General features: G+C 49.5%; 22 protein-coding genes. 15 read left to right on the top strand and 7 right to left on the bottom strand.

Going from position 1 to position 21846, the window contains the following annotated elements; all coding sequences use genetic code 11:
* The first annotated feature begins 1 nt into the window (after window position 1).
* The 8 genes from LDN30_RS03610 to LDN30_RS03575 all read left to right on the top strand — a co-directional run bounded on the left by LDN30_RS03610 (window position 2) and on the right by LDN30_RS03575 (window position 8339).
* Window positions 2–1216: a bifunctional 3,4-dihydroxy-2-butanone-4-phosphate synthase/GTP cyclohydrolase II gene (locus LDN30_RS03610; RefSeq protein ID WP_223925481.1), complete on the top strand. Its 1215-nt coding sequence runs from the start codon at window positions 2–4 to the stop codon at window positions 1214–1216.
* Between the two features lie 106 nt (window positions 1217–1322).
* Window positions 1323–2516 carry a pyridoxal phosphate-dependent aminotransferase gene (locus LDN30_RS03605; RefSeq protein ID WP_223928742.1) on the top strand — a complete coding sequence of 398 codons (1194 nt, stop codon included), beginning with the start codon at window positions 1323–1325 and terminating at the stop codon, window positions 2514–2516.
* A gap of 270 nt (window positions 2517–2786) precedes the next feature.
* On the top strand, window positions 2787–3635 hold the full coding sequence (locus LDN30_RS03600) for a MotA/TolQ/ExbB proton channel family protein (RefSeq protein ID WP_223925477.1): 849 nt from the start codon (window positions 2787–2789) through the stop codon (window positions 3633–3635).
* 30 nt (window positions 3636–3665) lie between these two features.
* The gene (locus tag LDN30_RS03595) at window positions 3666–4277 is read left to right on the top strand and encodes an ExbD/TolR family protein (RefSeq protein WP_223928741.1); all 612 of its coding nucleotides are present in this window, start codon (window positions 3666–3668) and stop codon (window positions 4275–4277) included.
* Window positions 4278–4280: 3 nt separating this feature from the next.
* Window positions 4281–4934, top strand: a complete 654-nt coding sequence (locus LDN30_RS03590; protein ID WP_223925473.1) for an ExbD/TolR family protein — start codon at window positions 4281–4283, stop codon at window positions 4932–4934.
* A 34-nt stretch (window positions 4935–4968) separates the two neighbouring features.
* Window positions 4969–5838: an energy transducer TonB gene (locus LDN30_RS03585; RefSeq protein WP_223925471.1), complete on the top strand. Its 870-nt coding sequence runs from the start codon at window positions 4969–4971 to the stop codon at window positions 5836–5838.
* A 13-nt stretch (window positions 5839–5851) separates the two neighbouring features.
* Window positions 5852–6814 (top strand): PstS family phosphate ABC transporter substrate-binding protein, encoded by a 963-nt coding sequence (locus tag LDN30_RS03580; RefSeq protein WP_223925469.1) that lies wholly within the window; start codon window positions 5852–5854, stop codon window positions 6812–6814.
* A gap of 82 nt (window positions 6815–6896) precedes the next feature.
* Window positions 6897–8339 (top strand): tetratricopeptide repeat protein, encoded by a 1443-nt coding sequence (locus LDN30_RS03575; protein ID WP_223928740.1) that lies wholly within the window; start codon window positions 6897–6899, stop codon window positions 8337–8339.
* Between the two features lie 773 nt (window positions 8340–9112).
* Here the strand turns inward: LDN30_RS03575 and fdxA are convergent.
* Window positions 9113–9283, bottom strand: coding sequence for a 4Fe-4S ferredoxin (gene fdxA / locus LDN30_RS03570; protein ID WP_223925465.1), 171 nt, complete (start codon window positions 9281–9283; stop codon window positions 9113–9115).
* A gap of 265 nt (window positions 9284–9548) precedes the next feature.
* On the opposite strand from fdxA, the gene porT reads away from it, so the two are divergent.
* Both porT and rplS read left to right on the top strand, forming a co-directional pair.
* Entirely contained in the window at window positions 9549–10295 is a 747-nt protein-coding gene (porT, locus tag LDN30_RS03565) for a type IX secretion/gliding motility protein PorT/SprT (RefSeq protein WP_223925464.1), read from the top strand.
* 232 nt (window positions 10296–10527) lie between these two features.
* The gene (gene rplS / locus LDN30_RS03560) at window positions 10528–10893 is read left to right on the top strand and encodes a 50S ribosomal protein L19 (protein ID WP_223925462.1); all 366 of its coding nucleotides are present in this window, start codon (window positions 10528–10530) and stop codon (window positions 10891–10893) included.
* Between the two features lie 286 nt (window positions 10894–11179).
* Here rplS and LDN30_RS03555 read toward each other — a convergent pair whose 3' ends face one another.
* On the bottom strand, window positions 11180–11449 hold the full coding sequence (locus LDN30_RS03555) for a hypothetical protein (RefSeq protein ID WP_223925460.1): 270 nt from the start codon (window positions 11447–11449) through the stop codon (window positions 11180–11182).
* A gap of 136 nt (window positions 11450–11585) precedes the next feature.
* On the opposite strand from LDN30_RS03555, the gene LDN30_RS03550 reads away from it, so the two are divergent.
* From LDN30_RS03550 to LDN30_RS03535, 4 genes are all read left to right on the top strand, one after another.
* Window positions 11586–12779, top strand: coding sequence for a phosphoribosylaminoimidazolecarboxamide formyltransferase (locus LDN30_RS03550; protein WP_262901600.1), 1194 nt, complete (start codon window positions 11586–11588; stop codon window positions 12777–12779).
* Window positions 12780–12793: 14 nt separating this feature from the next.
* Window positions 12794–12994, top strand: coding sequence for a hypothetical protein (locus LDN30_RS03545; protein ID WP_223925456.1), 201 nt, complete (start codon window positions 12794–12796; stop codon window positions 12992–12994).
* 441 nt (window positions 12995–13435) lie between these two features.
* A complete protein-coding gene (truA, locus tag LDN30_RS03540; RefSeq protein WP_223928739.1) occupies window positions 13436–14194 on the top strand; it encodes a tRNA pseudouridine(38-40) synthase TruA in 759 nt (252 codons plus the stop codon).
* A gap of 162 nt (window positions 14195–14356) precedes the next feature.
* Window positions 14357–15307: a DMT family transporter gene (locus LDN30_RS03535; protein WP_223925452.1), complete on the top strand. Its 951-nt coding sequence runs from the start codon at window positions 14357–14359 to the stop codon at window positions 15305–15307.
* 4 nt (window positions 15308–15311) lie between these two features.
* Here LDN30_RS03535 and LDN30_RS03530 read toward each other — a convergent pair whose 3' ends face one another.
* Genes LDN30_RS03530 through hpt form a run of 5 tightly spaced genes read right to left on the bottom strand, consistent with a single transcriptional unit; the run spans window position 15312 to window position 20019 of the window.
* Window positions 15312–16784, bottom strand: coding sequence for a ComEC/Rec2 family competence protein (locus LDN30_RS03530; protein WP_223928738.1), 1473 nt, complete (start codon window positions 16782–16784; stop codon window positions 15312–15314).
* A 57-nt stretch (window positions 16785–16841) separates the two neighbouring features.
* Window positions 16842–17654: a peptidoglycan editing factor PgeF gene (pgeF, locus tag LDN30_RS03525; RefSeq protein ID WP_223929428.1), complete on the bottom strand. Its 813-nt coding sequence runs from the start codon at window positions 17652–17654 to the stop codon at window positions 16842–16844.
* 5 nt (window positions 17655–17659) lie between these two features.
* Window positions 17660–18823, bottom strand: a complete 1164-nt coding sequence (gene obgE / locus LDN30_RS03520; RefSeq protein ID WP_223925450.1) for a GTPase ObgE — start codon at window positions 18821–18823, stop codon at window positions 17660–17662.
* Between the two features lie 40 nt (window positions 18824–18863).
* Window positions 18864–19442, bottom strand: coding sequence for an adenylate kinase (locus tag LDN30_RS03515; RefSeq protein ID WP_223925448.1), 579 nt, complete (start codon window positions 19440–19442; stop codon window positions 18864–18866).
* Between the two features lie 37 nt (window positions 19443–19479).
* The gene (hpt, locus tag LDN30_RS03510; RefSeq protein ID WP_223925446.1) at window positions 19480–20019 is read right to left on the bottom strand and encodes a hypoxanthine phosphoribosyltransferase; all 540 of its coding nucleotides are present in this window, start codon (window positions 20017–20019) and stop codon (window positions 19480–19482) included.
* Window positions 20020–20143: 124 nt separating this feature from the next.
* Here hpt and LDN30_RS03505 point away from each other — a divergent pair, with 124 nt between their 5' ends.
* Window positions 20144–21661 carry an NAD(P)H-hydrate dehydratase gene (locus LDN30_RS03505; RefSeq protein ID WP_223925444.1) on the top strand — a complete coding sequence of 506 codons (1518 nt, stop codon included), beginning with the start codon at window positions 20144–20146 and terminating at the stop codon, window positions 21659–21661.
* Window positions 21662–21846: the final 185 nt, after the last annotated feature.

Genomic DNA, 21846 nt, shown 5'->3' with positions numbered 1-21846 from the left:
AATGGCAGATTTCAAACTCAGTAGCATCGAAGATGCAATCAAAGATTTCAGAGAAGGAAAATTCGTCATCGTTGTCGATGATGAGGACCGTGAAAATGAGGGCGACCTCATAATGGCAGCTGAGAAAATAACTCCCGAAAAGGTAAACTTCATGTTGAAGAATGCCCGTGGAGTGCTCTGCGTGCCAATAACACTGTCAAGAGCCGATGAGCTCGAGCTACCCCATCAGGTGGACGAGAACACCTCGATGCTCGGCACTCCTTTCACTATCACCGTCGACAAACTTGAAGGATGCACCACAGGAGTGTCGGCTCACGACCGCGCTGAAACGATTAAGGCTCTCGCCGACCCTAAGAGCACACCGAAAACCTTCGGCCGCCCAGGACATATCAACCCTCTCTACGCTCAGGACAACGGTGTGCTGCGCCGCTCGGGCCACACAGAAGCCGCTGTCGACCTGTGCAAACTCGCTGGTATGTACCCCGCCGGTGTACTTATGGAGATTATGAACGACGACGGCACAATGGCACGGATGCCGCAACTGCAGGAAAAAGCCAAGGAATGGGGACTGCACATCATATCCATTGCCGACATCATCAAATACCGGCTGCAAAGAGAATCAAGCATAGAGGTGGGCGAAGAGGTCTCACTGCCAACAATTTACGGCAACTTCAAGCTCATCCCCTTCCGCCAGACAAGCAATGGCCTTGAGCACATGGCACTCATAAAAGGCGAATGGGACCCCGAGGAGCCGGTACTCGTACGCGTCCACTCGTCATGCGCCACAGGCGACATCCTTGGAAGCAAGCGCTGCGACTGCGGCGAGCAGCTCCATAAAGCTATGCAGATGATCGAGAAAGAAGGAAAAGGCGTGCTCATTTACATGCAGCAGGAAGGACGTGGAATTGGTCTGATGAACAAGATAGCAGCATACAAACTGCAACAGGAAGAAGGCCTCGACACCGTCGACGCCAACGTCCACCTGGGATTCAAACCCGATGAGCGCGACTACGGATGCGGTGCACAGATGCTCCGCCATTTAGGCGTTCACAAAATGAGACTGATGACCAACAACCCTACAAAGAGGGTAGGTCTGGAGGCCTACGGACTGGAGATTGTTGAGAACGTACCTATAGAGGTTTCGCCCAACCAATACGATTACAGATACCTCAGAACGAAGAAGGAACGTATGGGGCATGAACTGAAGAAAGTTTAAATTCATAAAATAATAACACAAAACTGACGTTTATAACAAAAAAATCAGTAACTTTGCGTTATATTTAAATGCACTTGGCATATACTAAACGCTAAAACGAGATAAAATGATACAATTATCAGATCGATTGAACCGACTTGCACCATCTGCCACACTTGCAATGTCGCAGAAAAGTAACGAAATGAAGGCGCAAGGTATCGACGTTATTAACATGAGCGTCGGTGAACCAGACTACATGACTCCTGATTTCATCAAGGAAGCCGGTAAGAAAGCCATCGACGACAACTACTCGAAGTACTCACCGGTTCCTGGTTATCTCGACTTGCGTGAGGCCATATCGGCAAAACTGAAGAAGGAGAACGGTCTCGAGTATGGACCGAAGGAGATTATCGTAGGCACCGGTGGAAAGCAGGGGGTATGCAATACCTTTATGGCACTGGTAAACCCTGGCGATGAGGTTATTATCCCGGCTCCTTACTGGGTCAGCTACCCGCAGATGGCAAAGCTGGCAGGTGGAACACCGGTAGTGATACGCGCCGGCATAGACCAAAACTTCAAGATTACTCCCGAGCAATTGGAGAAGGCTATTACGCCAAAGACAAAGATCCTCGTAATCTGCTCGCCGAGCAACCCGACAGGCAGCGTGTATACTCAGGAAGAGCTCAACGCACTCGCAGAGGTCATCCTCAAGCACGAGGATATCTATGTTCTCTCCGACGAGATATACGAACATATTAATTATGTAGGCTTCAAGGCCAGCATCGCTAAGGCCCCCGGCATGCGTGAGCGCACAATCATCTGCAATGGTGTCAGTAAGGCCTACGCCATGACTGGATGGCGGCTCGGATGGGTAGCAGCCCCCGAAGCGATAGTCAAGGGCATCAACAAGTTGCAGGGACAGTACACCAGCGGCACGAGTGATGTCAGTCAGCGTGCAGCCCTGGCAGCGTATACCGGTGACCAGCAGTGCGTTGAGGACATGAGAAAGGGATTTGAGCGCCGCCGCGATCTTATCGTCAGCCTCGCAAAGGAGATTCCCGGATTCGAGGTTAACATCCCCGACGGAGCTTTCTACCTCTTCCCACGCATCAACAGCTACTTCGGTAAGACCGATGGCAAGCGGACAATCAACAACTCTACCGACTTCGCAATGTACCTGCTTGAGGTAGGGCACGTGGCTACTGTCGGTGGAGATGCTTTCGGCGAGCCCGACGGATTCCGCATGAGCTACGCCACAAGCGACGACAACATCCGCGAGGCACTACGTCGAATCAAGGAAGCTCTGGCAAAACTGCATTGAGTGGAAACAAATAAAAAAGTCAGTACAATAAAACAACAAAAGACAACATTGATTGACTAAAAAAGTATCAACGACAAGAATCTTAACAGAAAATTAAACAGTTAAAAGTCCTTAAAAGGCTACTTTCTTCAGGTTTAATTGTTATCTTTGCGTCGTTTATACAAAGGGAAAGGCTAACAACCGGACTCTAAAAGCGTGCAATTATCTTCTAATCAGATAAATATCACAACTTAAATTATTTATAACTAAAATTTTAATTACAAAAAAATTATGGCAACTACACAGCAAAAGAAAGTAGCCCCCAAGAAAAGCTCTGAGGGCTTCACTGGTGTTAGAAACGCATTCTGGATTATCGTTGTATGCTTCGTTATCGCAGTATGCTTCTTCAAGTTCTTCCTTGGCATGCCTGACCACTTCGTCAACGGCGATCCTACAGGCGCAGTAAAGGATTCAAACATCTGGGGAACAATCTACAAAGGTGGCGTCGTTGTGCCTCTGATCCACACACTGTTGCTCACCGTCATCGCTCTGTCTATCGAGCGTATCCTCGCTCTCCGTACCGCTTTCGGTAAGGGTGCTCTGCCTAAGTTCACAGCAAACATCAAGGACGCACTGAAGGCTAACGACTTCGACAAGGCTTTCAAGCTCTGCAACCAGCAGAAGGGTTCTGTAGCTAACGTCGTGCTCGCTTCGCTGAACGCTTACAAGGACATGGAGTCTGGCGCTAACGCAGCTCTGAAGAAGTCACAGAAGGTCGCAAAGATCCAGCAGGCTCACGAGGAGGCAACACAGCTCGAGATGCCTACTCTGACCATGAACCTCCCAATCATCGCAACAATCGTCACACTGGGTACACTTACCGGACTTCTCGGAACCGTTACCGGTATGATTCGTTCATTCGCAGCTCTGGCTGCCGGCGGTGGTGGTGACTCTCTGGCACTGTCTACTGGTATTTCTGAGGCACTTATCAACACAGCATTCGGTATCGCTACTTCTTGGTGCGCAGTTGTATCTTACAACTACTTCACCAACAAGATTGATAAGTTGACATACGCCCTCGACGAGGTTGGTTACACTATTGCTCAGACATACGAAGCTAACCACGCAGACGAGGCTTAATTTTTGCTAACCCTTTAAAATTTTATCGCTATGGGTAAAGTAAAAATTAAGAAGAGTGACGTCTGGATAGACATGACACCTATGTCCGATGTCATGGTCCTTCTGCTGACGTTCTTCATGCTGACATCTACTTTCGTAAAGCAGGAGCCAGTGAAGGTCGTCACACCGGGATCGGTATCGGAGCTGAAAGTGCCTGACAAGGACGTCTTGACAATTCTTGTCGACAAGTCCGGCAAGATATTCATGAGTATGGACAAGACATCTGACCTGGAGGCTACCCTCAGCACGGTGACAAGCAACAACAACGTCACCCTGTCACAGGCTCAGATAAAGAAGTTCAAGAATGACCCTATGTTCGGCGTTCCTGTAAAGGACCTCTCGAGCTATCTGAATCTCCCGCAGAGTCAGATGTCAGAGAAGATCAAGACATACGGCATTCCTACTGACTCCATCAACGGCGGAATGAGTGAGTTCCAGCAGTGGGTAGACGCTGCCCGTCAGTGCAACGACCAGATTAAGATCTGCATCAAGGCTGACCAGAACACTCCGTATTCAACCGTGAAGAAAGTCATGAGCGAACTTCAGAACATGGATGAGAACCGTTACAATTTGATCACTTCATACAAGAAGCAGGAGGACTAAAGCATGCCAAAGAGTAATAGTAAGCAAAAGAAAATGAATGTCCGCGTCGACTTCACGCCGATGGTGGATATGATGATGCTTCTTATCACCTTCTTCATGCTCTGTACCTCTCTGGCTAAGCCACAGAGCTTACAGCTGACCATGCCAAGTAACGATAAGAACATCCAACAGCAGAATCAGAACGAATCGAAGGCATCTCAGTCTGTTACTGTGTATGTCTGCGCAGACAACAAGATCTTCTACGGTGAGGGTGTGCCAAGATACAACGACCCGAACTGGCTCAAGGCTACCACCTGGGGCAAGGACGGCATCCGCAAGGCACTCCGCTATCACAAGGTTGACGATGGCACAATGCCTGTTGACGAAATCATGCAGGCAGCTGCAAAGCTCGCTGCTGACCGTCAGGCCAATCCAACAAAATGGAATGACTCAACCTACAACGCTAAGATGGACGAGATCAAGGAAGGTTACACCAACGGCAAGGCTGGTAACAGGCTGGCTACACTGACAGTGGTCATCAAGCCTACCGACGGCGCATCTTACAAGAACCTCATCGACATTCTCGACGAAATTCAGATTTGCAGCATTGGAACTTACGTTATCGACCAGCTCAAGCCAGAAGAGGCAGCAATGCTTGCCAAGAGAGGTGCGAAGTAAGGAGACAGCGTAAAAACAATTAAAACGAAAGAAAATGGCAAAAATAGATCTTTATTCACCCCAATGGGTGGAGATGATATTCGAAGGCCGAAACAAGGAGTACGGTGCATACCAGCTCCGTAAAGGTATCGGCAAGCGAAATATCTGGGCCATCATCATCATGCTCGTTGCTGCAGTAATCATTGGTTCTATCATCGGAATCAATCAGATTGTCGAGGCACAGAAAGCACATGAGGCATATCTCGCTGAGATGCGTGCCTCTAAGCTCGCTGAGGAGCAGGCTAAGAAAGAAGCCCAGAAGAAGAAAGACGAACCGAAGCCAAAGGTAGAGGAGATCAAGCAGGAGCAGGTGCCTGAGGTCCGTAAGACCGTCCAGTTCACAGCCCCTGTCATCAAGCCTGATGAGCAGGTGAAGAACCAGATCGACCTCACCCAGATTAAGAAGGCTATGGACGAAGGCGCCGCAGCTGGTGGCCAGACTCAGGAAGGTTCAACGGAACGTACTAACATCGACTCGAAGATTACACAGACCGAGCTTCCACCTCCACCACCACCACAGCAGGTAGAGGAGAAGAAGGTTGAGCAGGTCGTCGAGAGCAAGCCTCTGACCATTGCAGAGAAGATGCCTTCATTCAAGGGCAATGTCAATGCATGGCTGGCTCAGAACATCCAGTACCCGGCAGTAGCTGCTGAGAATGGTGTTCAGGGTAAGGTTATTGTTCGCTTCGTCGTCGGCAAGGACGGTTCCGTAAGCCAGGCATCAGTAGTACGTAGCGTTGACCCGTCACTCGACCGTGAGGCTCTCCGCGCCGTCAACTCAATGCCAAGATGGAACCCAGGTATGAACAACGGACAGCCAGCAGCTGTTTGGTTCACTCTGCCTGTGACCTTCAAGCTTCAGTAAATATTTCTCAATTATGAAAAGACCGATATTCTACATATTAGTAGGATTAGTACTCACCTCTGTGCTCTTCACCTCCTGCGAGGAGAAGAAGCACAAAGGGGGTAGAACAGATACGCCGACGTCAGGGGTGATGGCTTTCGCCTCTGACGAAAGCTTTTCTCCTATCATCGAAGAAGAGCGCGAGATGTTCCAGGACATGTATCCCGAGGCAAAGTTGAAACCCATCTACACCAACGAATACGATGAGGTTGACATGCTTATGCGCGGAAAGATATTCCTTGCCATCACATCACGCGACTTCACACCGAAACAGTTGAAGTATCTTCAGGACAACAATTTCCAACCCACCGCCATCAAGCTTGCATACGACGCGTTGGCACTGATTGTCAATAAGAACAACAACGACACCTGCATTTCCGTCAAGGATGTAAAGCGGATACTCAGTGGTGAGGTAACGGATTGGAGTCAGATTTATCCTGGTTCGCGCCGGGGAAAGATAAAGATTGTGTTCGACAATCCTAAGTCAAGCACAGTAAAGTTCTGCGAGGATTCAATTCTTGGCGGACATGGCATAAGCAATGTCAACGCATCAGCCGTAAAGACAAGTCAGGGTGTCATCGACTTCGTTGAGAAGACACCAAACGCCATCGGCGTCATCGGCTCTAACTGGCTCAACGACAAGCGCGACACTACGAACTGCACATTCAAGAAGAATATTCACGTGATGTCGGTAAGCAAGATGGATAAGGCAACCGAAATGAACAGTTGGAAACCTTACCAGGCCTACATCTTCAACGGAAGATACCCGTTCATCCGTACAATATATGCACTCATCAACGACCCTATCAACGGACTCCCATGGAGTTTTGCCCATTTCATTCAAGGGCCTAAGGGTCAGCTCATCATCTTCCGGTCAAGCTTATTACCCTACAGTGCCGACGTTCAGATGAGGGAGATAGAGGTTAAGACCGAGTAAACTATTAAACGCACCAAATAACAGAACCATAGAAGTTCATACTGACAAACTTATTGTTTAACTTGTTCAACAACAAAGAATTATGAAAGCTATCAAATATCTCATCTCAGGTGTGCTTGCAATGGCATTGGCAGCACCCTCAATGGCGCAGGACGTCAACTACCAGACAGCTCTGGAGCCCGTCTCCAAGGCCATTGTAGCCAAGTCGGCAGATGCTGCTGAACTGGCAAAGAAGTATCAAAAGGAGTTCAAGAAGAATCCGGAGGCTCTCGTAGCCTTAGGAAAGGTTTACTTCGGCGAAAAGAGATACGACGATGCTAAAGCCATCGCCCAGGCTCTCACCGACAACAAGAAGTTCGCCAACTGCGGCGACGCATGGATTCTCCTTGGCGATATCGCTGTGGCAGAGGCAGAGAACGGCGACGCCGGACCTGCAGCAGCAATGTACGAGACCGCCATCAGCGTAGACCCGAAGAACAAGACTGCCTACGAGCGTTACTTCACCGTGAACCGCACAGCAGCTCCTGAGGAGGCTATCCGCAAACTGGAGGAGTACAAGAAGATTGACCCATCGTACCAAATAGAGGCAAAGGTGGCCGACATGTACTACAAGCAGAATACCATTGGCGGTATGAAGGATGCCGTCGAGTGGTATAAGAAAGGCGACGCCAACAACTACGACGAGACAAACTTCACTCAGTGGGCTAACGCCAACTATATTCTCCGCAACTACGACGATGCAGTGAATGTGGCTAAGCGCGGTCTCGCAAAGTTCAACAACAGCGTCTATCTCTCTCGTGCCGCACTCTATGCAGCAGCTGAGAAGGGTGACTTCCAGAATGCTCTCGAATATGGAAAGGACATGTTCAAGGACAACAAGGACTCACTGGCACTCGACTATTATTACTATGGCATCTCACAGCTTGGCGTCAAGGACTACCAGAATGCTGTGACAAGTCTCAACAAGGCATTGGAAATTAATCCTAAGGACCTTCGTCCAATGGGCAAACTCAGTCAGGCTTACCTCGGACTGGGTCAGGAGGACAAGGCTCTTGATTACAGCCAGAAGTACCTCGAGCAGGCTACATCAGTAGGCTACGACGACTACAACAACCTCTCGGAGATATACAAGAAGAAAGGCGATGCCGCTAAGGGCACTCAGCAGAATGACTTCTACAACAAGGCTATGGACGTTTGGGAGATTATGGCAAAGAAGTCACCGGCTATCGCTGACTACGCTTACTTCCAGGAGGCTCAGATTGCACAGGACAAGCTGAAAGACCAAGCCAAGGTTCGTGAGCTGAACCAGAAGATCATCAGCACCGACGAGGCCATCACCAACCTTTCGAGCACCAACAAGCAGTTGCTCACTTACGCTTACATCAACGAGGCTATCAACTACAACAACGCCAACGAGATTGACAAAGCAAAGGAACTTGCACAGAAGGTGCTTGCCATCGATCCTAACAACGAGACAGCTAAGAAGATTCTCGCTGTAGGAACAGAGGAAGGTAAGACAGAATAATCATTATCATACCGTATGTTCAAGGCGGCAAGAGCTTAGACTCTTGTCGCCTTTTTTTGTGTCTTGTCGATTCCCCCCAATGCCGAAATAAAGACAAACAGCTGAATCCGTACATGGATGGAAGCAGGCAATAGAATTCTGACCATCACTAATGACATCATTCAGAAACAGCAAAACGACGATGCTACCTACCCTATCCCAACCACTAACGAACCTACCCGGACGATGAATTCGTAGAACAAAGACTGCGAAAAATCTTTACTCATTTCCATAACAGCCCATTTCGCACTGCGAAACGGTCCATTTCATCGTGCGAAACGGTCCGTTTGACACTGCAAAACAGTCCATTTTAGAACGTCAAATGACCACGTTTGTAATGCGCTGATTCCCAACAGATTAATCGAGTAAAACTTCAAGGCTACTATTATGAATAATATTTACATTTGTCATAATACGATAGTGGATACCAATATAAGCACATACGATTAGTGATGCTATAGCTGACGTTGCGAGAATGCGAGCATAAGTAATAGCAAATACAAACATAAGTGAGTGTAGTCACAAACATAAGTCAGGGGGCCTACGAACATAAGTGAGTGCAGCCACGAACATAGGTAAAGGAAAGCACAAACATTGGTAGAAGCAGGATTGTGCTTATGCCGAAGCAGCAGCAAGCAAAAGGAAGTTCATGGAACTGCCCCATGAACCACAGGCACAAAAAAAAAGAGGTTCCGAAGAACCTCTTAACTCTTTACAAGTAATCCTATATGTGATTACTCCGGAAGGCTGATAGCCTCTTGCGGGCAAACACTAGCGCAAGTACCGCACTCTGTGCAAGCGTCCGGGTCAATAGAATACTTCTCACCCTCGGAGATTGCTCCTACCGGGCACTCATCGATACATGTACCGCAAGCGACACAGTCATCACCAATTACGTAAGCCATAATCTTATCCTTTATAAATTTAATAATGTTTTAGTATGTACTATCCTTGGTTGTAGTTACCTACTTTTGTACACTGCAAAGGTACTAATTCCATCTTAAATACTCGGATTTATAACGGGAAAATTTTGGAATTTAAATATATTTAGACAATATCGAAATAAACGAGCCGACAACCTCCGTGCACTAAGAACCACAAACGCGACGACAGCAGCAACAAAACGATGTGGGAATACAATAAAACGAAAATCGCGACGTTACCATAATAATGAAATACCGAATAATCATCATATTCTCATTGATACTGTTGTCGGGGGCACTGCGAGCCCAAGACCAGAAAGTGCAGAACCGTCCATACACCGACTTGCGCAGTTTGCACTTCGGTGTACTTGTCGGAACGCACCTCCAGGACCTCGAATTCGTCAACCGCGGGCCACAGACTATCACGTCGGCCGACGGCACACAGGTGGAACAGACCATCGTCACCGATCAGGACCGCTGGGACAACGGATTCACTGTAGGTGTACTTGCTGAGCTCCGCCTGAACACATACTTCCAGTTCCGTGTGGCACCGGCCATGTATTTCGGCACCCGCCATATCATGTTCCATAACCTCACACAACTCGACAACAACGGGAACCCAACAGAGAAAACGCAGGAGCTGAAGACGGCATACATCTCTTCAGCCCTCGACATCATCGCCGCCGCACCGCGAATGAACAACCACCGGCCATACGTCTTGGTGGGTATCAACCCGATGATAAACCTGTCGGGGAAGAACGACGACATCGTCAAACTCAAGAGTTACGACACATACCTGGAGTTTGGTGTGGGTTGCGACTTCTACCTACCCTTCTTCAAGTTACGTCCGGAGCTGAAGTTCATGTATGGACTGACCAACTGCCTCGACACTAAGCACGTCAATCAGATGCGCAACGGTGAGCTCATCCCGTACACCAACTCCGTAACCGAGGCTCATTCAAAGATTATCGCCCTCACATTCCATTTCGAATAGACCCAAAGAACAATACGAGAGCGTTGGAATACGCTCAGTAGCAGTATTTTCGGGCAACGGGAGAGGCAGAAAAACAGAAGAACGTTAAAAACCAAAAAATATGAGACGAATATCAAAGGAGTTTCATTATTTTTTCGTAACTTTGCACCGCTTTTCGGCGTAACCGCTGGCCGTGGAAGAGTCACTGTGCCATGTTGCGTTGGGACGACAAACAACAAATAATCAAAAAACAATGGATTTAATTAAAGTTGCTGAGGAAGCATTTGCAACCGGCAAGCAGTTCCCTGAGTTCAAAGCAGGTGATACTATCACTGTCGCTTACAAAATTGTCGAGGGTAACAAGGAGCGTATCCAGCTCTATCGTGGTGTAGTCATCAAGATCTCTGGTGAGGGTACAAAGAAGCGTTTCACTGTCCGCAAGATGTCGGGCACCGTTGGCGTTGAGCGTATCTTCCCTATCGAGTCGCCGAACATCGACTCTATCGAGGTCAACAAGCGTGGTAAAGTTCGTCGCGCTAAGCTCTACTACCTGCGCAACCTCACTGGTAAGGCTGCCCGCATCCGCGAGAAGAAGACCATTACCACCGAGAAGAAGTAATAATCCACTTCAAGAAAATAAAAAGAGGCTACTGATTCGATCAGAGCCTCTTTTTATTTTTATAGCCATCAAGAAAGAAACAGCAGAATATATCACGCTCATGATGTGGCTGCGGTGTTTCACAAGCAACTGTCAAATATCAGGTACAGCTTACGAACAAACCGCAACTTCGGGCGAATGCAACGAAAAAAGGCTGGACTCCGACACGGAATTCAGCCTAATTTATTATGACACAAGTGATTGGAGCATAACGAACGATTGCTCCAAAAGAATAGCCTGCCGGCAATCACTCTCCCCAGAAAGCACGCTGCAGTTCCTCCCAGTTTTGGAATCCAGCAAGGATGGAGAGCCTGTCGAGAGTCTTGCGCTTGGGCTTCTCTATCGACTTGAGTTTCATGGCATGCAACAACCTGTGCAGCGACGATGCCGCAAGGTTGATGTGATACTTCTCCATAAGCTTCTCGGAGACCTTCTCGAAGTCGACCTCTATCTCCTCCTTCAGTAAGGAGTGGCGGCGACCGAGTTCAACAATAAGGAATCGTAAATCTCTCTTCATAACATACTTAGTACTAAACACATGCAAAATTACACAATTTTACGCTTAGTAGAACATTCAAAGTCAACTTTTTCTTGCATTATTTTGATATTTCGTTCCTTTGTGTTAATTTTGCAATTACAATTACATATACCACATAAGTTATATGAAAGAATTAGCACTAAAGTACGGATGTAATCCGAACCAAAAGCCCTCAAGAGTATATATGGAAGAGGGCGAACTCCCATTCGAAGTACTCAACGGTCGTCCAGGCTACATCAACCTCCTCGACGCCCTGAACAGCTGGCAGTTAGTAAAGGAACTGAAGGCAGCCACATCGCTGCCCGCCGCAGCATCGTTCAAGCATGTCAGTCCGGCAGGAGCCGCTGTAGGCCTTCCGCTTAGCGATACACTGAAGAAGATATACTTCGTCGACGATATCGACTTCGAGCTCACTCCCCTCGCCAATGCCTATGCCCGTGCCCGCGGTGCCGACCGCATGTGCTCTTTCGGCGACTTCTGCGCTCTAAGCGATAAGGTCGACGTGGCCACAGCGAAGCTCATCAAGCGCGAGGTCAGCGACGGTATCATCGCTCCCGACTACGACCCCGAGGCCCTCGAGATTCTGAAGGCAAAGAAGAAAGGCAACTACTGCATCATAAAGATTGACCCGGAATATCGCCCGAACCCCATCGAGCACAAGCAGGTATTCGGCGTAACATTCGAGCAGGGCCGCAACGAGGTTGACCTCAGCGATCCTAAGTTGTTCGAGAACGTGCCTACAAAGAATAAGGAATTCACTCCGGAGGCTCTCCGCGACCTGAAGATTGCGCTCATCACACTCAAATACACGCAGAGCAACTCGGTTTGTTACGTTAAGGACGGACAGGCCATTGGTATCGGAGCCGGACAGCAGAGCCGTATCCACTGCACACGATTGGCCGGTGAGAAAGCCGACGAGTGGTGGCTTCGACAGAGTCCGAAGGTGCTGAACCTGCCGTTCAAGGAGGGTATCCGCCGTGCCGACCGCGACAATGCCATCAACGTCTACCTCTCTGAGGACGAGCACGACGATGTACTGCGCGACGGTGCATGGCAGAACCTCTTCACAAGACAGCCGGAAGTGTTCACACGCGAGGAGGAAAAAGAATGGATAGCAAAGAACAAGAACGTTTGTCTGGGCAGCGATGCCTTCTTCCCCTTCGGCGACAACATTGAGCGCGCTCACCGCAGCGGTGTCGAATATGTGGCACAGGCAGGAGGCAGCATCCGCGACGATAATGTCATTGCCACGTGCGATAAGTATGGCATTGTCATGGCAATGACCGGAGTAAGACTCTTCCACCACTAATAGAATAATCAGCAATGGACGATTTCCAGAACATCATTGAGAACGGAATAAACTTCAAGGGTGCTCCCAAGGAGAAGACCGACGGCAACAAGGTAAAGACGAAGGCGAAAAAGAAGAAATATATCACCGGGGCACATGGCTCCGGCAGCGCCAAGCAGAAAGCCAAATACCGCCAGCAACGGGCTAACCGCAAGTCGCAGCACCGCTCAAAGTAGTCGTTTTTCCGGTAATTGCAATGAACAAATAAGCCGTATGCCAGTTTTCGAAAGAGAACCGGCACACGGCTTTTTGTTTATATGACATACTCTCACAGATTGATGGCAAGACGTGTCATCCCGCCCTACTGCAACCAATATCGGCCAACTCACGGCTGATAACGGGGCAAAGCAGCACTTTTCACGAAAAAAACTAAATATTAGACAAATAAAAATGCAATTATTAAAAATATGTTGCATAGCACAAAAAATATTGAAGTAAAAATTTGCACACGTCCAAAAAACTCCCTATCTTTGCAAGTGTTATCCTGAATACAATCTTTTTACCTTAAAAGGCTAATACCTATTGAGATTGAGTGCCTAGCGCTGTGAAGCGGGAGGCATTTTTTTTGCACTTTTCAAAACATGGGACTTACCCAATAATAAAACGAAGATTGATTTATGCAACGATATTTCATACATCTCAGTTACGACGGAGCCAACTATCACGGTTGGCAGATACAGCCCAACGGCAATACCGTTGAGGAGACCATCGAGAGGGCGCTCACCACCCTACTCCGCCAGCCCATCGACATCACCGGTGCCGGACGTACCGACACGGGGGTGAACGCAAGTATGATGGTGGCCCACTTCGATGCCGACGAGCACACGGTCGCCGACTGCAAGCAGTTGGCCTACAGGCTCAACCGCATGCTCCCGCGCGACATTGCCATCCACGGCATATCGCCAGTCGGCAGCGATATGCACGCACGTTTCTCCGCAATATCGCGCACATACCATTATTATATACACACAACTAAGAACCCGTTCCTCGGCCGATACTCATGGGAGGTGCACTATCCGCTCGACTTCCAGCTGATGAACGAGGCCGCGCAGATGCTCGTCGGCGAGCGCGACTTTAAATGTTTCTGTAAGGCCGGGGCCGACGTGAAGACAACGATATGCAATGTCACCGATGCCCACTTCGAGCGAATCGACGGAAACTTCGCCGAGGACCGTGGCGACCGCCATCTGTTTGTCATCACGGCAAACCGCTTCCTGCGCAATATGGTGCGAGCAGTGGTAGGAACACTCGTCGACGTGGGGCGCGGAAGGATAACGCTCGACGACTTCCAGCGCATCTTAGAGACTGGATCACGAAGCGATGCCGGCGAGAGCGTACCCGGGTATGCACTGTTCCTCTCTGACATCAAATATTGACAACAACTCTATAACGGGGGAAAACAGTGTTACCGACAGTTGTTCCTCCACAACATAAGATATTGAATGACAGCCCATAAACGGCAACAAGGATATTGTCCGCTGTTGTTCCTCCATAACAAGAATATAAAATTACAACCGGATTAAAAGATAATACAGACTATGTGGTTGATATTAGCATTTCTCTCAGCAACGCTGTTGGGATTCTACGACTCATTCAAGAAGAAAGCTTTGCAGGATAACGCCGTGGCAACGGTACTCTTCCTCAATACGCTTTTCTCCACATTGATTTTCGCCCCGTTCATAATCATCTCATACTCATCGGCTTATCTCGACGGCACCATATTCCATGTGGCCAGCGGCGGATGGGAAGTTCACAAATGGATAATCCTAAAGAGCATTATCGTCCTCTCGTCGTGGACATTCGGGTACCTCGGAATGAAACACGTTCCGCTGACCATCTACGGGCCTATCAACGCCACACGCCCGGTGCTCGTGCTCCTTGGCGCCATCCTCGTCTATGGCGAACAGCTCAACGCATGGCAGTGGACAGGTGTACTCTTAGCCGTGGCCTCATTCTTCATGCTGTCGAGAAGCAGCCGCAAAGAAGGCATATCCTTCCGCCACAACCGATGGATATGGTTCATAGTCCTTGGTGCCGTGCTCGGTGCGGTAAGCGGACTTTACGACAAGTACCTCATGAATCCACAGGGACTGGGACTCGACAGAATGATCGTACAGAGCTGGTACAACTTCTATCAGATGATAATGATGGGCATCGTCCTTGCTGTCATACATCATAACGACAGCAATGCCAACGGCGGAAAGAAGAAAAACTTCTTCCGTGCCATCGTCGACGGACTGCACAGCAACGGTCTGACGACAATAATCATGATATCGGTATTCCTCAGTGCCGCCGATTTCGTGTATTTCTACGCACTCTCTCTGCCCGGCGCAATGATATCTATCGTATCGATGGTCAGACGAGGCAGCGTGGTGGTTAGTTTCCTCTTCGGTGCTGCTTTCTTCCACGAGAAGAATCTGAAGTCGAAAGCCGTCGACCTTGCACTGGTCCTCTTGGGAATGATATTCCTCTGGATAGGAGGCAAATAAGAATTCAACTGGGATATTTCTTCGGCGCGAAGAAATTCAAAATGAAATATAACGCCAACAACGACGCGTAGATGGCTATCACCTGAGTCTTCGACCAGCTGATGTCATCGACGCTCGCACCCGGCAAGGAGGCTATCCAATGAAGGATTTTGTTCATCTCCTGAACAATGCCGATGAGGATTCCGGCAAGAAAAGAGGATACAGTCGGCGAGAGAAACGTTACAACAACGGCTATTGTCCCGTACAGAACTACGACGGCAAAGGGTATGACCACGAGATTGGTGAGAATGAAATAGCACGAGAAACGGCCGAAATAATAAGCCACTAACGGTACCGTACCAAGCTGAGCCGCCAGCGACACCGCTATCATGCCCCACAATTTATAGAGCCATTTCTTCCATCTTGCCATAAATAAACGCTGCCGACAGAGCATTGGAAGGAAAAGAGCTATGCCCAACACTGCCATGAACGACATCTGAAAACCGATATCGTACAAGCTGAGAGGATTCATAACGAGAATCACGAAGGCAGCAAGCGACAACGAGTTGAGCAGGATATTGTTTCGGTTGAGGATTGTCACAAGGGCTATTACCGACAGCATCACCGCTGACCGCACCACCGACGCGGGCATTCCCACGAGCACCACATACGCCCATACAGCACTCATAATAATCAATTGTGACAGCCACCGTCGGCTGAAAGATAGCGCCAGCAGTGTCAGAATGCCATAGATGATTCCTAAATGGAGCCCCGACAATGCCAACACATGCGACGCACCGGAGATTGAATAGTCGTCCTTCAGTTCGCGCGACAATGCCGATTTGTCGCCAAGAGTCATGGCGGCAAGGACAGCATAGTTCTGTCCGTCAGCACCATAATCATGATAACGTGAGAGAATCGACTGCCGCAGCTTGCGCGCCTGGATTACGACGCGGTCGGCATAGGAAAGCCGGGTGAGGTCGACAACGTCCTTCTTCCAGTCGCTGTAGTATATGAACGTCTCGGCCTTGAAACCATGTTCCTTGAGCCAGAGGGCATAATCAAATGTAGAATGATAGAAATTCCGCGGTTCCTCAAGCACTGACGAGGCACTGATGCCATCGCCAACATGAAGCCTTTGCCACCGGTTGTCGACGGTATCGCGGAGGATCGACGCCCTCACCTTGACCGTACGGTCAGAGGCGAGAACCAACAAGTCGGTCTGAACAACCTTGCCGTGGACGGAAGGCTCTGTCAGCAGCACTGCCTGATAGTCGACATTGTCGGTAGGAAGTTTTATGTTCATCCTTGATAATGAACGACTTATAAGTATAGAGCCAAGAAAAAAGAAAGAAAGTAGAAGCGCTATCGACTGTCCTACAGGATGCCGCCGCAACAATAAAGCTACGACAACAGAAACTAATAATGAAGCTATCCAAAGGATTACGGGCACTGATGTGCCAACCACCCGGCCGATTATTATGCCTAAAATCAACATTATCGTGACCCTAAGCATAGGATACAGTTGGAGTCGGCGGTTGGTTGTGAACATCTGTCAGTGCATAAAGATACCCGTGTACATCGTGCCGAATCCCGTCTTCAGTCTTCTGGCCGAGAAATAATCATCCTGATTGTCATAGGTATCGATACCGCTGAGACTGATATTCTCGTCGTTGAGACCGGCACTGATAAGCTGCAGACGGTTGCATTGCGGAAGATCGATATGCCATTTCTCCGATGGTCCGTCTGCCAAAGCATTCATCACCGGCATCTTACGGGCTATAGACGGCATATCGAAAGCTGCATCGGCAAAAGCGTCATAGACCTCCTGCCCCACCTCGAAGTTCTTCATTGTTATTCCGGGACCTATTATCGCATGGATATCCTGTGGATTGGAGCCGAAATTCTCGGTCATAAAGGCGACCGTTTTCTCCGCTATTCTCTTCACCGTTCCCCGCCATCCGGCATGAGCCGCACCTATCGCGTTCTGCACTGGGTCGAAAAAGAGGACAGGAATGCAGTCGGCCGTGAACACACCGATACATGTCCGCCGCCGGTTTGTCACGACTCCATCAATCCCCTCCAGCCATTTCTCACGCTCATCACGGTCCATAATGAAGTAGCTGTCGTCGATATTGCGCAGAACAGTCTCATGCACCTGATGCTGTCGGACAATGCTTCCGGCATCCAGCCCTATCTCGTCAGCAACGGCCCGGAGGTTCTTTTCCACTGCAATAGGGTCATCGCCACGATGCGGATTGATGTTCAGCGAGGCAAAATTGTCCTTACTGTATCCGCCGTGGCGGGTCGTAGTGAACGCAGTCACCGCCGGCGACATATTATAATAATGTAGAACAGCCGTCATTATAGCAGTCAATCGTCAGTATATTCGAAGTCGTCGAGCTCCTCCGACTCCTCGTTCTCTGTGTCGTCGGCAAGATTCTCATCCTCGTGTTCGTCGATAAGTTCCTCCCGGAAGGTATTCATATCCTTATCACGGTGAACAAGGGTGTCCTCCGACGTGATTTCCTGAAGTTTGTTACTCTCCGAGTTCAACTCCCTCCACAGCACGTCCTTCAGTTCATCAATGCCCTGTCCTGTCACCGCCGAGATGAAAACGACCGGCAGATCGGTAGGCAGAGTCTCGCTAAGCATGTCGATAAGCTCATCGTCGAGGAGGTCGCACTTGGTTATAGCCAATACCCTGTGCTTATCGATAAGCTCCGGATTGAACTTCTTCAGCTCGCCGAGGAGCACTTCATAGTCGTGCTTTATATCATCGGTATCGCCCGGAACCATAAACAGCAACAGCGAGTTGCGCTCGATATGCCGCAGGAAACGCAGTCCGAGACCCTTACCCTCGCTGGCTCCCTCGATGATTCCAGGGATATCGGCCATAACAAAACTCTGACCGTCGCGGTAGGGAACGATACCCAACGACGGCTCCATTGTCGTGAAAGGATAGTTGGCTATCTTCGGTTTCGCACTCGACAAAGCCGACAGGAGGGTCGATTTTCCGGCATTGGGAAATCCCACAAGTCCCACGTCAGCAAGCAGTTTCAACTCCAGGATGATTGTCATCTCCTGCATCGGCTCCCCCGGCTGCGCAAACCGTGGAGCCTGGTTCGTCGACGTACGGAACTGGAAGTTACCCAGTCCGCCACGTCCGCCTTTGAGAAGCATCACCACCTGACCGTCGTAAGTGACATCGCAGACATACTTTCCCGTCTCGGCATTATATACCACCGTACCGCAGGGAACGTCGATATACACATCCTTACCGTCGGTACCATGACACTTGTCACGGCCGCCGTTGCCGCCGTTTTCGGCGAAGATATGCCGTTGAAACTTCAGATGGAGCAATGTCCAGTAGTTATGGTTACCACGCAGATACACGTTACCGCCACGTCCGCCGTCACCACCGTCAGGACCGCCGTTAGGGTTGTACTTGACGTGGCGCAGATGCATGGAGCCACGGCCGCCCTTTCCTGAGCGGCACATTATCTTTACGTAGTCGACAAAATTACTTTCGGCCATATTTGGATTTTATGTGATGATGTTTAATCGTTTCGTATAATCAGTCGTCAAGACTGTCGATAATCTCGCAGATACGCGAGAAAATCTCATCGACAGTTCCGAGACCCTCCACATGATGGTGGATACCCTCCTTGTCATACCAGTCGATGAGCGGTGCTGTCTGCTCATGGTATACGTTGAGGCGCTTCTGGATGGTCTCCTCGTTGTCGTCGGAGCGTCCGCTGATCTTTCCGCGGTTTACGAGCCGTTTGACGAGTTCGTCCTCAGGAACCGACAGCTCTATCATGGCAGCGACCTTATGTCCGCGCTTGTCGAGCATAGCTTTCAAAGCCTCAGCCTGCTTGATGGTGCGTGGGAAACCGTCGAAGATTACTCCGTTATGGTCTTTTCCGTAGCTGTCGTAGACCGACGCAAGGATATCAACCATCAGATCGTCGGGAATAAGTTTTCCGTCGTCGATGTATTTCTTTGCCGTTACACCGAGTTCTGTGCCCTTCTTTATCTGGTCGCGCAGCACATCGCCAGTCGAAATATGGCCCAGACCATACTTCTCAATCATTTTTTCACTCTGAGTGCCCTTGCCGGCACCGGGGGCACCGAAGATGATAATGTTCTTCATCGTTATATATTCGTTTTAATAGATTTCACAAAAAGCATCAGTCCTCCACCACGGTATATATATCCCGCAGGTTTCTGCCGAGCTGGTCGTAGTCGAGACCGTAGCCCACAATGAAGTCGTTAGGGATCTCCATGGCGCAATATTCGATGTTCAGGGGCACCGTGAGCTTCTCGGGCTTGACGAGCAGTGTGCAGATATGCAGTGACGCAGGCTCATATTCCTTGAGCATTCCCAGCATATTCTTCATCGTAACACCCGTGTCCACGATATCCTCCACGATGATAACATCGCGTCCTTTCAGGTCGGTATTCACACCGATGAGTTTCCGAACCTTGCCCGTAGAGCTTGTACCCTCATACGAAGCCATCTTTACGAACGATATCTCACACTCGATATTGAGATATCGCATCAGGTCGGCTGCGAACACGAACGATCCGTTGAGCACCGACAAAAGTACCGGCACGCGGCCCTGGAAGTCACTGTTGATTCGGTCGGCTACGGCCTTCACACGTTTTTGAATCTCCGCTTCAGGAATCGAAGTTTCAAAAGTCTTGTCCTTAATTGTAACTCTGCTCATTATATAGTAGATAGAAATTTAGGCACAAAATTACTAAAAAGTTATGAAAAAAGGAATTTTCTCCAAACAATTTTGTGCTCATTGTTTCTGAAATATATAATCTTTTATTAACTTTGCGGTTGATATGAAGATTTTAACCAGTGCTCACATTCACGAGCTTGACAAATATACGATTCAGCACGAGCCTATAAAGTCGATAGACCTTATGGAGCGCGCAGCTAAAGCTATCACCGAGGCCATCATGCGTCGGTGGACTACTCACACGCCCATAGTAACGTTTGCCGGTCCGGGCAATAATGGTGGCGATGCCCTTGCGGTATCGCGTATGCTTGCCGACCAGGGCTACAGCGTCAGAGTTTACCTGTTCAACATCACGGGTAAACTCAGCGACGACTGTTCCACCAACCGCCAGCGCATCATCGACGACAAGCGGATAAAATCGTTTATGGAGGTGACGACGAAGTTCGACATCCCCGAACTCGACGCTACGTCGCTGATTATCGACGGACTTTTCGGCTCAGGTGTCAACAAACCCCTTGCGGGCGGTTTCGCGGCCTTGGTGAAATACATCAACCAATGCCCCGCCAAGGTGGTAAGTATCGACATGCCGTCGGGACTGATGACTGAGGACAACTCCTACAATGTACGGGCAAACATCATCCGCGCCGATTACACTCTTACGCTCCACAGCAAGAAGTTATCCATGTATCTTGCTGACTGCCAGGAATATCTCGGCAAGGTTCAGGTTCTCGACATCAGGCTGAGCCAGGAGTATATGCGCGACGTTGATGCAACATACAGCATCCTCGAGGAGAAGGACATCCGTCCGCGGCTCCTTCCCCGCAACGATTTCGCTCATAAAGGATCTATGGGCAATGCCCTGATCATTGCCGGAAGCTACGGCATGTCGGGTGCCGCCATTCTGTCAGCGAGAGCCTGTCTGAGGGCCGGAGCCGGAAAGGTCACCGTCCATACTCCCCGCAAGAACTACGACATCATGCAGACGAGCGTTCCCGAGGCGGTCCTTCACATGGACCACGAGGAGACCTACTTCTCCGAATCCGTCGACAGTGATGACTTTGATGCCGTTGCCATCGGTCCCGGACTTGGCCAGCAGGAGAACTCCGCTATCGCCTTCATCACTCAGATGAAGCGCGCCCAGTGCCCCGTTGTTGTCGATGCCGATGCCATAAACATCCTTGCCAACCACCGCGCGTGGATTAGTCAGATGCCGAAAGGTACCATTCTGACCCCACATCCCAAGGAATTCGACCGTCTGGCGTCCTCGCCGAGCAACGGCAGCTACGAACGTCTGCACCGTGCTCAGGAGCTTGCCGAGACGATGCATTCCTACATTATATTAAAAGGCCACTATTCAGCCCTTTGTATGCCCGACGGACACATCGTCTTCAATCCCACCGGCAACAGCGGAATGGCCACAGCAGGTTGCGGCGATGTCCTCACAGGCATTATCACGGCACTCTTAGCACGTGGCTACCACCGCGCCGACGCTTGTCTTGTGGGTATGTATCTCCACGGACTTGCCGGCGACCTCGCTGCCAAGGAGTTAGGGAAAGAAAGTCTTATAGCCAGCGACATCATCGACTATCTGCCAAAGGCCTTCCTCAAGCTGTCGGAATAATCCGGCAGCCGTTGACGCTTAGGATACCTTCTGCTAATCAGCTGCAGGAGGTATCCAGCCATTTCGGTGTCTCATCCGGCATCCCTGTTCGCAATTATAGACAAACGCTGATTGCCAAAATGGCTAAACTTAGATATAAAGTCAAGTCATTGAGATTTGGGCTGGATTGTTTTCCGACTGCAAAA

This window comes from Prevotella lacticifex, assembly GCF_019973375.1.
Taxonomy (GTDB): domain Bacteria; phylum Bacteroidota; class Bacteroidia; order Bacteroidales; family Bacteroidaceae; genus Prevotella; species Prevotella lacticifex.
The sequence above is the reverse complement of the archived record's forward strand: the minus strand, read 5'-3'. Positions and strand labels throughout refer to the sequence as shown.

Coding starts and splice junctions, on each gene's coding strand:
- rplS (WP_223925462.1), top strand. CDS start 10,528: ATGGATTTAATTAAAGTTGCTGAGGAAGCATTTGCAACCGGCAAGCAG.
- truA (WP_223928739.1), top strand. CDS start 13,436: ATGCAACGATATTTCATACATCTCAGTTACGACGGAGCCAACTATCAC.
- LDN30_RS03530 (WP_223928738.1), bottom strand. CDS start 16,784: ATGTTGATTTTAGGCATAATAATCGGCCGGGTGGTTGGCACATCAGTG.
- LDN30_RS03580 (WP_223925469.1), top strand. CDS start 5,852: ATGAAAAGACCGATATTCTACATATTAGTAGGATTAGTACTCACCTCT.
- LDN30_RS03515 (WP_223925448.1), bottom strand. CDS start 19,442: ATGAAGAACATTATCATCTTCGGTGCCCCCGGTGCCGGCAAGGGCACT.
- LDN30_RS03535 (WP_223925452.1), top strand. CDS start 14,357: ATGTGGTTGATATTAGCATTTCTCTCAGCAACGCTGTTGGGATTCTAC.
- LDN30_RS03600 (WP_223925477.1), top strand. CDS start 2,787: ATGGCAACTACACAGCAAAAGAAAGTAGCCCCCAAGAAAAGCTCTGAG.
- LDN30_RS03585 (WP_223925471.1), top strand. CDS start 4,969: ATGGCAAAAATAGATCTTTATTCACCCCAATGGGTGGAGATGATATTC.
- LDN30_RS03605 (WP_223928742.1), top strand. CDS start 1,323: ATGATACAATTATCAGATCGATTGAACCGACTTGCACCATCTGCCACA.
- LDN30_RS03590 (WP_223925473.1), top strand. CDS start 4,281: ATGCCAAAGAGTAATAGTAAGCAAAAGAAAATGAATGTCCGCGTCGAC.
- LDN30_RS03505 (WP_223925444.1), top strand. CDS start 20,144: ATGAAGATTTTAACCAGTGCTCACATTCACGAGCTTGACAAATATACG.
- LDN30_RS03610 (WP_223925481.1), top strand. CDS start 2: ATGGCAGATTTCAAACTCAGTAGCATCGAAGATGCAATCAAAGATTTC.
- LDN30_RS03545 (WP_223925456.1), top strand. CDS start 12,794: ATGGACGATTTCCAGAACATCATTGAGAACGGAATAAACTTCAAGGGT.
- LDN30_RS03595 (WP_223928741.1), top strand. CDS start 3,666: ATGGGTAAAGTAAAAATTAAGAAGAGTGACGTCTGGATAGACATGACA.
- hpt (WP_223925446.1), bottom strand. CDS start 20,019: ATGAGCAGAGTTACAATTAAGGACAAGACTTTTGAAACTTCGATTCCT.
- LDN30_RS03575 (WP_223928740.1), top strand. CDS start 6,897: ATGAAAGCTATCAAATATCTCATCTCAGGTGTGCTTGCAATGGCATTG.
- fdxA (WP_223925465.1), bottom strand. CDS start 9,283: ATGGCTTACGTAATTGGTGATGACTGTGTCGCTTGCGGTACATGTATC.
- obgE (WP_223925450.1), bottom strand. CDS start 18,823: ATGGCCGAAAGTAATTTTGTCGACTACGTAAAGATAATGTGCCGCTCA.
- porT (WP_223925464.1), top strand. CDS start 9,549: ATGAAATACCGAATAATCATCATATTCTCATTGATACTGTTGTCGGGG.
- LDN30_RS03555 (WP_223925460.1), bottom strand. CDS start 11,449: ATGAAGAGAGATTTACGATTCCTTATTGTTGAACTCGGTCGCCGCCAC.